This window comes from Nocardia sp. MH4, from assembly GCF_019266065.1.
Classification (GTDB): Bacteria; Actinomycetota; Actinomycetes; order Mycobacteriales; family Mycobacteriaceae; genus Nocardia; species Nocardia canadensis.
Genome location: NZ_LPNR01000084.1, coordinates 22,272 through 36,215 on the forward strand (window position 1 = coordinate 22,272; position 13,944 = coordinate 36,215).

Consider the following 13,944-nt stretch of genomic DNA (forward strand, 5'->3'; position numbering starts at 1 on the left):
TTCTCGAGTGGAGCTAAGGGGACTCGAACCCCTGACCCCCACACTGCCAGTGTGGTGCGCTACCAGCTGCGCCATAGCCCCGTGTTCTGTTGTTTCAGCCGCTCTCGCTGCTGCCTGAATGAAGTTACACCATGCCTCTCGGCGACAACAAATCGGCTGGTAGACGGCGGAAAAGTGGGGTTCTGGGCGGGGCGGGAGTGGCGGGCGTGGGGGGCGGGGAGGGTGGGGACGGAGTAGAATGTGCCGAACCTCACGTGGGGTCAGGGGGCGAGGGTCACGACCCAGTTCGCGTCGGTCCAGTCGATCTTGGTGGTGCCGTCGTAGATGGCGGGGGTGGCGGCCTTGTTGCCGGTGCGGGCGTCGAGGTCGTCGAGGTTCTTCTTGGCGGCGGCGCGGGCGGCGTCGAGCTGGGTGCCGTTGGTGATGCAGGGGCCGACCGACTCGGGGGCGCCGGACTCGACGGCCAGGGTGGCCAGGGCGGGGTTGCTCAGGTCGTCGCCGCCCTCCTCGGGCTGCTTGGTGGTGAACAGCGCCTCGTGGAACTTGCTGTAGGCGGGGCCAGAACCGGCCTGGGCGACACAGAGATTCGCGGCGAACGCGCGGGTGGAGTAGTCCTTGCTCTTGGACTGGGGGTCGAGGAACGTCACGAAGTGGTAGTTCACCGCCAGCTTGCCCTCGTCGATCTTCTGGGCGAGTTCCTGGCCGAAGGTCGTCTCCATGACGCCGCAGGCGGGGCAGATCGGGTCCTCGAAGATGTCGATCGTCTTCGTCGCGTCGGGCTTGCCCAGGCGGATGACACCCTCCGGCGTGGTCGTGACCTGCACGGCGGCGTCGCGCACGGCACCGTAGCCGTCGTTGCGGACCTCGGTGGGCGCCTGCTTGGTCCACTTGAACGCGGCGAACACGAGGAGCCCGATCACGACGACAGCCACCGCGGCCAAGGCGTAGGTGGTGTTGCTGGAAACGGGACGGGGATTGTGCTGGGAACCGACGCTACTCACCCGTCCACAATGCCTCGAGTGCTCGGCGATGTGCCGCCGGGGCGGTCGATCGTGCCGCTGAACTGGGGATCTATCGAGTCGGCGTGTCGGAGTCGAGCGGCTTGCGCAGCGGAACCAGCCCCGCGCGCACCACCGGCACGCCGTCGGGACAGCCATCACAGCTGCATTGCGGGTCCAGGCCGTCGCCGGCGTGGTCGAGATGCTCCGGGTCCTCGGGGTGGCGGATGCGTGACGGCTCGGGCGTCAGCACCCAGACCGTCGCCGAGACCGCGAGCACACCGCCGGTGACGGCCATGCCCACCCCGAACGAGGTGTGCTCGGCGATCCAGCCGATCCCGATCGGCCCGAGCACCGTGCCCAGGTCTGCCGCCATCTGGAACGCCGCCAGCACCGGTCCACCGCGCGAGCGGGTGCCGAGGACATCGGCCAGCGCCGCCTGCTGGGCGGGGCTGAACATGCCGGACCCGACCCCGGCCACGAACGAGGCCACCAGGAACCAGGGCAGCGACGGCGCGAACCCGAGCACCCCGGTGCCGAGCGCGCAGATCGCCGACCCGGCGATCAGGAACGGTTTGCGGCCGAACCGGTCCGACAAGCGGCCCGAGACGAACAGCACGGCCGCGTTGCCCGCCGCGAAGACCGTCAGCGCCACGCCCGCCATGCCGGATTCCTGGTGCAGGGTCTCCACGACCAGCAGCGGGACGAAGGCCATGCGCACGCCGAACACCGCGATGCCGCCGGCGAAGCTCGACAGCAGGATCGCGCGGTAGGCGGGTTCGGACCACGCGTGCCGGAAGGTGAACGCCGGTGCCGCCGCGCTCTCCTCGGCCGCCAGCACCGGCGACTCCCGCAGACCGAGGAAAACGATGAGGCACACGATCAGCAGGGCGGCGGCGTAGATGAGGAAGGGCGCGCGCAGCCCGAGCCCGGCCAAGGCGCCGCCGACCAGCGGGCCGAGCAGCGAGCCGATCAGGAAGCTGGTGGAGTACACCCCGGAGACCCGGCCGCGCGCGGCGGGCGGGGACACCCGGATGATCAGTGCCATCGACGACACCGTGAACATCGTCGAGCCGACGCCGCCGAGCGAACGCAGCACCAGCAGTTGCCAATACGTCTGCGCCAGCGCGCACGCACCCGTCGACAGCGCGACGATCAGGATGCCCGCCAGGTACACCCTGCGCTCGCCCAGCTTCTGCACCAGCCGCCCGCTGGCCGGCGCGAACAGCAGCCGCATCAGGGCGAACGCGCTGACGATCGCCGAAGCCGCCGCGATGCCGACGCCGAACTCGCGCGCGTACTGCGGCAGCACCGGGGCGACCAGCCCGAAGCCGAGCGCGATGACGAACGCCGCCGCGATCAGGACCCAGATCTCGGCGGGTAGCCGGACCTTGGCGGGTGCGCTCACTCGCTCAGCGCCTGGGTCACCATCTCCTCGGCGGCGGCCTGCACCTGGGTGAGGTGCTCGGCGCCGAGGAAGGACTCGGCGTAGATCTTGTACTTGTCCTCGGTGCCCGACGGGCGGGCCGCGAACCAGGCGTTCTCGGTGGTCACCTTCAGCCCGCCCAGCGACGCGCCGTTGCCGCGCGCGGTGGTGAGGATGCCGGTGATCTCCTCACCCGCGATCTCGGTGCCGGTGATGGCCTCCGGGGTCAGCGCGGCGAGCTTGGCCTTCTGCGGGCCGGTGGCCGCGGCGTCGATGCGGGCATAGGCGGGGCTGCCGTACTGGCGCTCGAGCTCGCCGTAGCGGGCCGACGGGGTCTGCCCGGTGACGGCGGCGATCTCGGCGGCCAGCAGCGCCAGCAGGATGCCGTCCTTGTCGGTGGTCCACACGGTGCCGTCCATCCGCAGGAACGACGCGCCCGCGCTCTCCTCACCGCCGAACGCCAGGCTGCCGCTGAACAATCCGGGCACGAACCACTTGAAGCCGACCGGGACCTCGTAGACGTCGCGGCCGAGCACATTGACGACCCGGTCGATCATCGACGAGCTCACCACCGTCTTGCCGATCTTGGTCAGCGCGTCCCACCACATCCGGTTGGCGACCAGGTATTCGATCGCCACCGCCAGGAAGTGGTTGGGGTTCATCAGGCCACCGTCGGGGGTGACGATGCCGTGCCGGTCGGCGTCGGCGTCGTTGCCGGTGGAGATGTCGTAGTCGTCCTTGATGCCGACCAGCGCCGCCATCGCGTGCCGGGAGGACGGGTCCATCCGGATCTGGCCGTCGCTGTCGAGGGTCATGAAGCGCCAGGTCGGGTCGACGAACGGGTTGACCACCTCGAGTTCGAGATCGAACCGCTGCCCGATCTCCTCCCAGTAGTCGACGCTCGCGCCGCCCATCGGGTCGGCGCCCATCCGGATGCCCGCGCCCCGGATCGCGTCCAGGTTCAACGCGTTCGGCAGGTCGGCGACGTAGTGGTCGAGGTAGTCGTAGCGCTCGACGTGGGTGCTCAGTGCCTGCACCAGCGGCACCCGCTTGACCTCGGCCAGGCCGCCGCGCAGCAGTTCGTTGGCGCGCGCGGCGATGGCGTCGGTGGCCTTGGTGTCGGCCGGGCCGCCGTGCGGCGGGTTGTATTTGAAGCCGCCGTCGCGCGGCGGGTTGTGCGACGGGGTGACCACGATGCCGTCGGCCTGGTGCTTGGTGCCGCCCCGATTGTGGCGCAGCACAGCGTGACTGAGTGCCGGGGTCGGGGTGTAGCGGTCGCGCGCGTCGACCACCGCGGTGACGTCGTTGCCCGCGAGCACCTCGAGCGCGGTGGTCCAGGCCGGCTCCGACAGCGCGTGGGTGTCGCGCGCCAGGTAGACCGGGCCGGTAATCCCGCGGGTGGCGCGATACTCGACGATCGCCTGGGTGATCGCCATGATGTGCGCCTCGTTGAACGCGCAATCCTCGCTCGAGCCGCGGTGTCCCGAGGTGCCGAACACGACCTGCTGGCTCGGTTCGGCCGGATCGGGCACCCGGCTGTAGTACGCGGTGACCAGGTGGGCGATGTCCACCAGGTCGGTCGGGCGGGCGGGCCGTCCGGCGCGATCGTGGGCCATGGTGGGTGTTCCCTTCCGTGTCGGCTGCGCGCGGCTGGTCATGAGGATCATGCGCACAACCACTGGGTAAGGGACGCGGCGGCGTATACCGCGGCCAGGCTCGCCGCGACACTGATCACGACGTTGCCCACGGCATACACGTAGGCGCCCTCGGTCACCAGACGGATCGTCTCGTAACCGAACGTGCTGAACGTGGTCAGCGCACCACAGCAGCCGGTTCCCGCGAAGGCGAGCAGCGTACTGCCCGCACTCGCGCCGATCAGACCGCCGAGCAACGCCGAACCGACAATGTTAACGGCAAGCGTGCCCCACGGCAGCCCAGTGGGAAAGCGCGCGGACACCGACCGATCGACCAGGTAACGCGCCGGTGCGCCGAGCATTCCGCCCGCCAGGACCAGTGCCGTCGTCATGCCCGGCCTCCCCGTCCCCGCGCCCACATCTCGATCATCGGATGGCACCTTCCGTCGTCGGATTCATGTGGTCCGCCCCGCCACCCACCTGGTCGCGCCCATGGCCACGACGACAGCGCCGAGCCCGGCGAGCATCGACAGCCCGAGATAGGCCACCGCCGTGGCCGCCGCGCCGGCGTCGATCAGTCTACGAAGCTCGAGGGCGAAGGTGGAGAAAGTCGTGAACCCGCCCAGCACACCGATTCCCAGGAACGGGCGCACCAGCTTCGGCGCCGCCCACAGTTCGGTGACCGTCACCATCAGCACACCGATGGCGAAGCAGCCGACCACGTTGACCGCCAGCGTCGACCACGGGAACTCCCCCGGCCGGACCGGCCACCACTGCGCGACGCCGAAACGCGCGGTCGCACCGAGGCCACCACCCACCGAGATCGCCGCCAGGACGGCCGGATCGAGCGCCGGGGGCCGCGATGCCATGCGCTGCCCTCCCCTGCCGATCCGATGATGGTCGTTGCTCATGGTATCGAGAAGCACCGACAGCCGGACGGGCGGTCGCCCGCAACGACGGCGCGAGCGCGGACTCGGGCAAACTTCCAGCACCCACGCGGCGGCACCCGCCGGGAACGCGAAACACGACGGCCCGGACCGATCTCGGTCCGGGCCGTCGTGGCGTTTCCGGCAGGTCAGTGCGCGAGCACCGGCTCGCCTTCGGCGGGCGCGGGCACCGTGTTCGGCATGAGCAGACCGATCACGATCGCGCCCAGCACGAACGTCGCTGTCGCCCACCAGAAGCTGGTGGTGTAGCTCTCGATCGCGCCCTGCGCCATGGTCAGCGGGCCCGGCTGGTGCGAGGACACGTAGTCGGTCATCGCCGAGGCCGCGATCGTGCTCAGCAGCGCGGTGCCGATGGAACCGCCGACCTGCTGGCTGGTGTTGACCATCGCCGAGGCCACGCCCGCGTCGTCGTGGTGCACACCGGCGGTCGCGCCCTGGAACGCCACCGACATCGCGCCACCGAGGCCGAGGCCCAGCAGGATCAGCGCGGGCAGGATGTGGGTGACGTAGCCGGTGTCGAGACCGATCCGGGTCAGCCACAGCATGCCCGCCGCGGCGACCAGGAAGCCGCCGCTGATGACGACCTTCGGCCCGACCTTCGGCAGCAGCAGCGAGGGCGCGGTGGTCGAGGAAGCCACCATGCCCGCGACCATCGGCAGGAACGCGACGCCGGTCATGATCGGCGAGTAGCCCAGGGTCAGCTGCATGTAGTAGGTGAGGAACAGGAAGATCGCGAACATCCCGATGCCCATGATGAACACGGTCAGGTAGGACGCGCCACGAGTGCGGTCGGCCACGATGCGCAGCGGCAGCAGCGGATGCGCGACCCGGGTCTCGATCCAGGCGAACGCGGCCAGCAGCACGGTGCCACCGATCAGGAAGGCCAGGGTCGACGGCGCGGTCCAGCCCTCGGTCTCGGCCTGCGAGAAGCCGTAGACGATGCCGAACAGCGCGGCGGTGACGGCGATCGTGCCCGGCCAGTCGAGCTTGGGCCGGGTGGTCGAGACGTGCTTGGCCAGCAACAGCACGGCACCGACCAGGGCGACCGCGGCGAAGATCAGGTTGACGTACATCGCCCAGCGCCACGACGCCCATTCGGTGAGCGCGCCGCCGAGCAGCAGGCCGATGGCGCCGCCGGCACCGGCGACCGCGCCGAAGATGCCGAAGGCCTTGGCCCGCTCACCGGGTTCGGTGAAGGTGACCGTCAGCAGCGACAGTGCGGCGGGGGCGAGCAGCGCGCCGAAGACACCCTGGCCGACACGGGCCGCGACGAGCATCTCGAAGCTGGTGGCCGCGCCACCGATGGCCGAGGCCAGCGCGAAGCCGATCAGGCCGATGATGAAGGTGTTGCGGCGGCCGAACAGGTCGCTGAGCCTGCCGCCGAGCAGCAGGAGGCTGCCGAAGGCCAGGGCGTAGCCGGTGATGACCCACTGCCGGTCACCGTCGCCGAAGCCGAGGTCGGCCTGGGCCGCGGGCAGGGCGATGTTCACGATCGTCGCGTCCAGCACGACCATCAGCTGGGCGATGCCGAGAACGGCAAGCACCCACCAGCGCAGGGCGTGGGACCCGCGGCGGCCGGTGTCCGCGGCCGCGGGACTCTTCGTCCCGGTCTCGAGTGTGGTGGTCATAACTCCCCTTGTAGGTCGGCTGGGTTCGGTGCGAGTGGCATAATCGGAGATACCGCCTCCGCTTCATTCGAAGCTACCAGATTAACGGAGAAACCACCTCCGCTTAATCCCGTCGATTGGTAGGATGTACCTGTGAATCACGCCACCACGACCGCCTCACCGCCCCGCCGACTGCGTGCCGACGCCGCCCGCAATCAGGCGCGCATCGTCGCGGCCGCGCGTGAACTATTCGCCGATCACGGCCTGGAGATCACCCTCGACGACGTCGCCGAGCGCGCCGGCGTCGGCGTCGGCACCGTCTACCGGCGCTTCGCGAACAAGAAGGAACTGATCGCCGAGGTCTTCGACCAGCACATGGTCGACTTCGCCGACGCCGCCGACGCGGCGATGAACAACCCCGATCCATGGCTGGGCCTGGTGGAGTTCTTCGAGGACGCCTGCCGGCACCTGGCGACCAACCGCGGCTTCGGCGAGGTGATGCTCGAACTCGAGGAGGACCCGGCCCGCTTCGCCGAACTGCGCGACCGGATCCGCCCCTCGGTCACCGCGATCATCGATCGCGCCCGCGACGCGGGTGCCGTGCACCCCGACGTCACCACCACCGATTTCTTCGCGCTGATCCACATGGTGAACGCCTTCGCCGAGTTCGCCGGCCCGGTGAATTCCGAAGTGTGGCAGCGCTATATGGCGATCACCCTCAATGGTGTGCGCACCGACGCGGTACCGCGCAGGCCGCTGCTCGTGCCCCCGCTGACCGATGACGAGGTCGAGCGCGCAAAGGCGGCCGGCTGCCTCGGCCGACGCCGCTGAGCAGTACTTCTTCCCGCGACGAGTAGCGCGCGTCACAGTCCATCCTCTACAGTTGGACACATGACCAAGAGCACCTGGGTGAACTGGGCGGGCGAGCAGCGCTGCTCACCCGCCGTCGTCGCCGCACCACGCGACGTCGAGGAACTGGCCGAGATCGTCACCGCGTCCGCCGCCGCGGGCCGGACCGTGCGCGTCGCGGGATCGGGCCATTCGTTCACCGATGCCGTGCTCACCGACGGCACCCTGATCGATCTCGGCGGCCTGGACCGCGTGCTCGACGTCGACACCGCCACCGGCCGCGTCCGGGTCGAAGCGGGCCTGACCCTGCACACGGCGAGCCCGCTGCTGCACTCGCACGGCCTGGCCTTCCCCAACCTGGGCGATATCGACACCCAGACCATCGCGGGCGCGACCGCCACCGGTACCCACGGCACCGGCGCCAAGCTGCGGAATATCTCCGCCGCGCTGCACTCGGTGCAGATCCTGCGCGCCGACGGCACCACGGTCGAGCTCGCCGAGGAGACCGATCCCGACGGCTGGCGCGCGGCGCGGGTCAGCATCGGCGCGCTCGGCATCGTCACCGCGGTCACCCTGCAGCTGGAGCCGTCGTTCGTGCTCGACCTCGTCGAGCGACCGGTCCCGATCGCCGACGTGCTCGCGAATCTCGACGAATTCGCCGACGGCAGCGATCATTTCGAGTTCTTCGCCTTCGCGCACGCCGACGTGGCGATGACCAAGTCGAGCAACCGCAGCGTCGAGCCCGAGCAGCCGCGCGGCAAGGCGGGCGCCTGGCTCAACGACGTCCTGCTCTCGAATCATCTGTACGACACCATGTGCAAACTGGGCAGACGGGTCCCAGCCACAGTCCCGGCGATCCACCGGCTCGCGACCAAGGCGGGCAGCAACAATCGCAAGATCGACCGGTCCTACCGCGTCTTCGCGACCCCGCGCCTGGTGAAGTTCAACGAGATGGAATACGCCATCCCGCGCGAGCACGCGCGGGCCGCGATCGGCGAGATCCTCGACGTGACCAAGCGATTCGGCACCCCGATGCCGATCGAGGTGCGCTGGGTGGCCCCCGACGACGCGCTGCTGTCCCCCGCGGGCGGACGCGAGACCTGCTACATCGCCGTGCACCAGTACGAGGGCATGGTGTGGGAACCGTATTTCCGCGCGTGCGAAGCGGTGTTCGACCGGTACCAGGGCAGGCCGCACTGGGGTAAGCGGCACTTCCAGACCGCCGAGACGCTGCGCACCCGCTACCCCGAATGGGACCGGTTCGCCGAGGTGCGCCGCCGGTTCGATCCCACCGGCGTGTTCGCCAACGACTACGTGAACCGGGTGCTCGGCCCGCTGAGCTGACGCGGCCGAGGCGGACATCCGCCGGACAACAGTGTCGCCGGTCGGCCCCACACCCACCGTGACGGATGGAATGATGGTCGGCGATACCCGAAGCGCCACAAGCACTTCGCCCCTGCGCCGAAAGGGCGACCATGGCCCACACTCCCAGCGTGTTGTTCGTCTGCGTCCACAATGCGGGTAGATCGCAGATGGCGGCAGGTTTCCTACGGGCGATGGCGGGCGACCGGATCGACGTCCGGACCGCGGGCAGCGACCCGGCGGCGGCGCTGAACCCCGCCGCCGTCGCGGTGATGGCCGAGATCGGCATCGACATCGCCGGGGAACGGCCCAAGCCCCTCACCGACGACGCCGTCGGCCTGTCCGACGTGGTGGTCACCATGGGCTGCGGCGAGGTGTGTCCGTACTTCCCGGGGATCAGCTACCGGGACTGGGTGCTCGCCGATCCGGCCGGGCAGCCGATCGAGGTGGTCCGCAGTATCCGCGACCACCTGCGGATCCTGATCGGCAATCTCATCGCCGAACTGGTGCCGGTGCCTGCCCGCTGAGATCGTCGGCGGCGACGTCCGATTCGTTCAAGACGACTCCCCACGACCGTGTCTACGCTGCGGACATGACTCCTCAGCTCGATGTCGTCTCGATCGTCGTCTCCGATATGGCCGCCTCGGTGGCCTTCTACCGCAAACTGGGGCTCGTGTTCCCCGAGGGCGCCGAGTCCGAGGTCCACGCCGAGGCCCACGTCGGTAATGGCCTGCGGCTGGCATTGGACACCGAACAGGTGATCGCCTCGTTCACTCCCGGCTGGCAACCGCCGACCGGCTCCGGCCGCAGCGGCATCGCGTTCCGCTGCGCCGCCCCGGCCGAGGTCGACAAGCTCTGGGCCGAACTCGTCGACGCCGGCTACCACGGTGAACTCGCGCCGTGGGACGCCGTCTGGGGCCAGCGCTACGCCACGCTCGCCGACCCCGACGGCCAGGGCATCGACCTCTACGCCCCGTTGCCCAGCGAATAGGCCGACCAGCCGCCCGGGTCGCGCCGACGCTGCTGATAGCGGCCCAGGATCTCGCGGACCTCGTCGCTGACCGGTGGTTCGCCGGTCAGCCTGGTCCACAGGTGGGTGTCGTGGTCGGCGAGCGTCACCGGCCCGGTCGCGGCGACATCGACGACGAAGGTGAACTGGCGGGTGCGCGCGCCACCACCGGACAGATAGTCGAATTCGCCCAGGTAGTCACTGATCCCGGTGACCTCGAGACCGGTCTCCTCGAAGACCTCGCGCGCCACCGCGTCGTCGAGCGACTCCCCCGGCTCCACGACCCCACTCGGCAGTTCCCAGCGACCACTCAGCGAATCCGATCGTCGGCGGCGGAGGATGAGCACCCGGTTGTGGCGGACGACGACCGCTCCGACGACAAGTCGACGGACTTCGTCTCTTTCGGCCTCGATACGGAGCGTGGAGTACACGGATACGTCGATCATCGGGTTCACATCCTCTCGTCGGTGGTTCGGACTTGCCTGGCACATACGACGGGGCGTGCCCTCTGAGCGTAACTCGCCGGTACGACCTTGCCGAATGAGACTTTCCGGGCGCGGACGGCGCGATCACCCCGCCTGCAGCGCGCGAACTGAACATCCGGCCAGGTCACGGACCTCCCGGGACAGATGCGCCTGGTCGGCGAACCCGGTGATCGCGGCGGTCTCGGCCGCCGGAACACCAGCGCGCACCGCCGCCAGCGCCCGCTGGAACCGCAGAATACGGGCCAGCGTCTTGGGTCCGTAGCCGAAAGCGGCCAGTGAGCGCCGGTGCAGCAAACGCGCGGACATCCCCGCCGCGGCCGCCGTCCGCGCCACCGACGCGCCCGCGGCGATGGAGTCGACGATCCCGGCGAGCGCCGGATCGGGCGGTGCCGTCTCGGCGGCGAATCGCAACGCGATCGATTCCAAGGCCGCAACGCGGTCGGGCGCGTTGTCCACCCGGTCGACCAGGGTGCGGACCCGGCGGCCGGGGAACAGCTCGGCCAGGTCGACCCGTCGATCGAGCAGTTCGACGGCGGGAGTGCCGAGCAGCGCGGGCGCGATACCCGGCGCGAACCGGATACCGACGAACTCCGCGGCCCTGGCGGTGGGCACGTGGACGGCGCGACTGTCCGGACCGGCCACCATCAGCGTGCCCTCGGTCCAGATCAGGTCCATGCAGCCGTCGGGGAACACCGTGACCGGGCCGCTCGGGGCGGTCACCGCGCGCGTCCAGACCACGGCCCGATCCAGCCGCGCGGCGCGTTCCCGGTACTCCGTCACGCTTCGACGGTAACCCCGGCCACCGACGAACCGCTCCGCCGCGCGCCCGCCGTCGATACCCTGACGGCGTCGGGACAGTGAGGTCCCGTTTCGCGAAAGGACGCGGCCCATGCCCGCAGACGACTTGGTCGACACCGTCAACAGCGCCATCGAGGTGGCCGTGCCCGTGGCCGCGACCATGGGCGTCCGGGCGCTCGAGGTGCGGCGCGGTTACGCCGTCACCACCGTGCCGAGCGAGGGCAACGGCAATCACTTCGGCGCCATCTACGCGGGGGTACAGTTCACCGTCGCCGAGGTGCTCGGCGGTGCGATCACCGCGGGCAGTTTCGACACCTCGGCGTTCTATCCGCTGGTGAAGTCGTTCGACATCTCGTTCCGGGCGATGGCCCGCAGCGATCTGCGCGCGGAGGCCACCCTGAGCGAGGACGAGATCGCGCGCGTCAGCGCCGAGGCCGCGGCCAACGGCAAGGCCGATTTCGTGCTCGAGGCCGTCGTCACCGATGCCGCGGGCACCACGGTCGCCACCTCACGCGGGCTCTACCAGCTGCGAGCCTTCGGGCGCTGAACTCGTAGGGTCGCGGCATGACCGTGCTGCGCTCTGTCCTGCTGTTCCTGCTGGCCGCCGTCGCCGAGATCGGCGGCGCCTGGCTGATCTGGCAGGGTGTGCGCGAGCACCGGGGCGTGGCATGGATCGGCGCGGGCGTGCTGGCGCTCGGCTTGTACGGCTTCGTCGCGACCCTGCAACCCGACGCCCACTTCGGCCGCATCCTGGCGGCCTACGGCGGAGTGTTCGTCGCGGGATCGCTGCTGTGGGCGATGGCGCTGGACGGGTTCCGGCCCGACCGCTGGGATGTCCTCGGCGCGCTGGTCTGCCTGGTCGGGGTCGCCATCATCATGTACGTGCCGCGCGCGGCGAGCTAGGCGTGTCCCCGCGGCCGACCAGGCCTGACTGCCGCCCGGCGCGGAATCGGTCGTAAGATCTGGCGGCACAACGTTTCGGCTCGGCGGAGGGGTGGCTCCATGCAACCGGCAGGATCAGTGCAGCGGCCGCGCGTCGCGGGCTTTCCCGGCCCCGACATCGACGACGAACCCGACGTCTGGTCGGGCGCGGCGATCGACGACGACCGGATCAGAGCACTCGCCGTCGGCGCCTACTACGGGCGCAGCTGGGGCGCGTACTGCGACGGCGTCGCGTTCCTGCCCGAGGAGGACGACAGCACCTCGACCCGGCGCGAGACCGCGATCGAGGGCCTGCACGAATCGTGGGGCGTCGACAACGCCGACGACGCGCGCGACACCATCCGCAGGCTGCTCGCCGGCATGCACGCGCCGCTGTTCGAGCTGGTCCACCCGCTGGCGGTGGCCGCGGCCACCGAGGCCGGCCGGGTCGACCGCGCGGGCCTGGCCGACGAACATCGCGAATTCCTGCACACGCTCTCGGGTTTCCGCGGCTACCGCGGCCCCGCCGGCATCGACCGCGACTACGACGCCTGGCTGCAGGCCATCAAACTCGGCATCACCGAGAGCCTGCCGACGCCGCTGCAGACCGACGCCACCGCCTGGGACCTGGCGCGGCTGGTCTTCATCGCCCGCGCCGCCTGCACCGCCGGGTATCTCACCGAGGACGAGGCCTGGGAACACATGCTGACCGGCCTGGATCGCGCCCGGCAGCACTACCGCAACTGGCGTCAGTTCGGCGACGGTTTCCTCACCGGCGCCATCTTCTGGGCCGCCGCGCAGGATCTCTCGGCCGCCAGGACCCAGATCGCCGAACGCCGGCGGATGATCGCCGGACTGCACCTGCGCCCGTCGAGCCCGTGGCGGCGGGTGGCCCTGCACCGGGGCGCGCCGGTGTTCAGCCCGGCATCGCCAGCATGATGCCCACGGCCTGACGCCGGAACGGATCGTCGGCGACCATCCCCAGCTTGCGCCGCTCCACCAGCAGCTGCCATTCACCGAACAGATCGGCCGAGGACGGCAGCGACGGCGAGATCGACCCGTCGACGTGCTCGATCTCGCAGGCCAGCCGCAGCGCCTCGGCCACCCGGCCGAAATCCTCGGGCTCCCAATCCAGGAAGTCCAGGTCGCTGCCCGCGCCCGACACGCGCAGCGTCACCACCTGTCCCGGCACGGTGCGCACCTCGGCGCCGGTGAGCACGGCGACCGGGAACTCGTAGATCGCCCACGCCGAGACGAACAGCAACCGCAGCGTGGTGATCGCGACCAGTCCCGGCGCACCCTCGTGCCCCGCCTGAGCCAGTTCGAGCACGTATTCGTCGGGGCGTGCGCAGCCGTGCAGGATGTCGATCTCGCGGACCGAGTTGCCCGCGAAGCGCATTCGGCCCGCCGCGGCCGAGACGTCCGGGCGCCGCGGACCGTTCGGGCCGGGAACCGGGCGCGGCGGCACGAGATTCGGGCGCGGCGGGAACACCCGGCGCAAACTGATCAGATCGCGTTCGACCGCCCTGATCAGCACCTGCGCCTGCTCGCGTAGCCCGGTCTCGAGGAACACCGGCACCGGATGCCGGTCGGTCGCCGACCCGTTGACGCGAAACTCCGACGACCGGAAGAACAGCAGCATCGCCAACTGCTCGTCGTCGGTCGTCGCGAGCGCGATCCGAGCCAGCTCGGCCACGCCGACATCGAGCGCGGCCTCGTTGTCGGCCCGCAGCGGTGTCGTCACCAGCCTGCCGTCCGCGTATCGCACCGCGACGCGCGCACCCCACACCTCGATCACAGCCACATCCCTCCTGGCCCGCCCCGCCTCGCAGGATCCTACCGATGGGCTGTCGCGGCGGAAGGGGGCGGCGTAGATTCGACTGCGCTGCTCGGGTGAGTTTTCTTCCA

16 protein-coding genes and 1 tRNA gene are annotated in these 13,944 nt (G+C 70.2%); 7 read left to right on the forward strand and 10 right to left on the reverse strand.

Annotation, left to right across the window (positions count from 1 at the left end):
• Positions 1–8: 8 nt before the first annotated feature.
• From ATM97_RS09570 to ATM97_RS09600, 7 genes are all read right to left on the reverse strand, one after another.
• Positions 9–81: transfer RNA gene (locus ATM97_RS09570), tRNA-Ala, on the reverse strand.
• A gap of 179 nt (positions 82–260) precedes the next feature.
• Positions 261–1,001: a thioredoxin domain-containing protein gene (locus ATM97_RS09575; protein WP_218717600.1), complete on the reverse strand. Its 741-nt coding sequence runs from the start codon at positions 999–1,001 to the stop codon at positions 261–263.
• Positions 1,002–1,071: 70 nt separating this feature from the next.
• Entirely contained in the window at positions 1,072–2,406 is a 1,335-nt protein-coding gene (locus ATM97_RS09580; RefSeq protein ID WP_218717601.1) for an MFS transporter, read from the reverse strand.
• Positions 2,403–4,040: a phosphoglucomutase (alpha-D-glucose-1,6-bisphosphate-dependent) gene (pgm, locus tag ATM97_RS09585; protein WP_218717602.1), complete on the reverse strand. Its 1,638-nt coding sequence runs from the start codon at positions 4,038–4,040 to the stop codon at positions 2,403–2,405. Before pgm ends, ATM97_RS09580 begins: the two co-directional genes overlap by 4 nt.
• A gap of 47 nt (positions 4,041–4,087) precedes the next feature.
• Positions 4,088–4,450, reverse strand: coding sequence for a CrcB family protein (locus ATM97_RS09590; RefSeq protein ID WP_218717603.1), 363 nt, complete (start codon positions 4,448–4,450; stop codon positions 4,088–4,090).
• Between the two features lie 63 nt (positions 4,451–4,513).
• Positions 4,514–4,927: a fluoride efflux transporter CrcB gene (gene crcB, locus ATM97_RS09595; RefSeq protein WP_218717604.1), complete on the reverse strand. Its 414-nt coding sequence runs from the start codon at positions 4,925–4,927 to the stop codon at positions 4,514–4,516.
• Positions 4,928–5,133: 206 nt separating this feature from the next.
• Positions 5,134–6,633, reverse strand: a complete 1,500-nt coding sequence (locus ATM97_RS09600) for an MFS transporter (RefSeq protein ID WP_218717605.1) — start codon at positions 6,631–6,633, stop codon at positions 5,134–5,136.
• A 132-nt stretch (positions 6,634–6,765) separates the two neighbouring features.
• On the opposite strand from ATM97_RS09600, the gene ATM97_RS09605 reads away from it, so the two are divergent.
• The 4 genes from ATM97_RS09605 to ATM97_RS09620 all read left to right on the forward strand — a co-directional run bounded on the left by ATM97_RS09605 (position 6,766) and on the right by ATM97_RS09620 (position 9,814).
• On the forward strand, positions 6,766–7,443 hold the full coding sequence (locus ATM97_RS09605) for a TetR/AcrR family transcriptional regulator (protein WP_218717606.1): 678 nt from the start codon (positions 6,766–6,768) through the stop codon (positions 7,441–7,443).
• 60 nt (positions 7,444–7,503) lie between these two features.
• The gene (locus ATM97_RS09610; RefSeq protein ID WP_218717607.1) at positions 7,504–8,805 is read left to right on the forward strand and encodes a D-arabinono-1,4-lactone oxidase; all 1,302 of its coding nucleotides are present in this window, start codon (positions 7,504–7,506) and stop codon (positions 8,803–8,805) included.
• A gap of 131 nt (positions 8,806–8,936) precedes the next feature.
• On the forward strand, positions 8,937–9,350 hold the full coding sequence (locus ATM97_RS09615) for a heat-shock protein HtpX (RefSeq protein WP_218717608.1): 414 nt from the start codon (positions 8,937–8,939) through the stop codon (positions 9,348–9,350).
• Between the two features lie 65 nt (positions 9,351–9,415).
• The gene (locus ATM97_RS09620) at positions 9,416–9,814 is read left to right on the forward strand and encodes a VOC family protein (RefSeq protein WP_218717609.1); all 399 of its coding nucleotides are present in this window, start codon (positions 9,416–9,418) and stop codon (positions 9,812–9,814) included.
• On the opposite strand, the gene ATM97_RS09625 is transcribed toward ATM97_RS09620, so the two are convergent.
• Together ATM97_RS09625 and ATM97_RS09630 are read right to left on the reverse strand one after the other, a co-directional pair.
• Complete coding sequence (locus ATM97_RS09625) at positions 9,790–10,278, reverse strand: NUDIX hydrolase (RefSeq protein ID WP_218717610.1); 489 nt, start codon at positions 10,276–10,278, stop codon at positions 9,790–9,792. The genes ATM97_RS09620 and ATM97_RS09625 overlap by 25 nt on opposite strands.
• Positions 10,279–10,401: 123 nt before the next feature.
• On the reverse strand, positions 10,402–11,097 hold the full coding sequence (locus ATM97_RS09630; protein ID WP_218717611.1) for a DUF6597 domain-containing transcriptional factor: 696 nt from the start codon (positions 11,095–11,097) through the stop codon (positions 10,402–10,404).
• Between the two features lie 109 nt (positions 11,098–11,206).
• On the opposite strand from ATM97_RS09630, the gene ATM97_RS09635 reads away from it, so the two are divergent.
• The 3 genes from ATM97_RS09635 (at position 11,207) to ATM97_RS09645 (ending at position 12,975) form a co-directional block, all read left to right on the forward strand.
• Positions 11,207–11,662, forward strand: coding sequence for a DUF4442 domain-containing protein (locus ATM97_RS09635; protein WP_218717612.1), 456 nt, complete (start codon positions 11,207–11,209; stop codon positions 11,660–11,662).
• A 17-nt stretch (positions 11,663–11,679) separates the two neighbouring features.
• On the forward strand, positions 11,680–12,018 hold the full coding sequence (locus ATM97_RS09640) for a YnfA family protein (protein ID WP_218717613.1): 339 nt from the start codon (positions 11,680–11,682) through the stop codon (positions 12,016–12,018).
• 117 nt (positions 12,019–12,135) lie between these two features.
• On the forward strand, positions 12,136–12,975 hold the full coding sequence (locus ATM97_RS09645) for a DUF1266 domain-containing protein (RefSeq protein WP_218717614.1): 840 nt from the start codon (positions 12,136–12,138) through the stop codon (positions 12,973–12,975).
• Here the strand turns inward: ATM97_RS09645 and ATM97_RS09650 are convergent.
• Positions 12,953–13,840, reverse strand: a complete 888-nt coding sequence (locus ATM97_RS09650; RefSeq protein ID WP_218717615.1) for a hypothetical protein — start codon at positions 13,838–13,840, stop codon at positions 12,953–12,955. The two genes, ATM97_RS09645 and ATM97_RS09650, sit on opposite strands and share 23 nt — an antisense overlap.
• Positions 13,841–13,944: the final 104 nt, after the last annotated feature.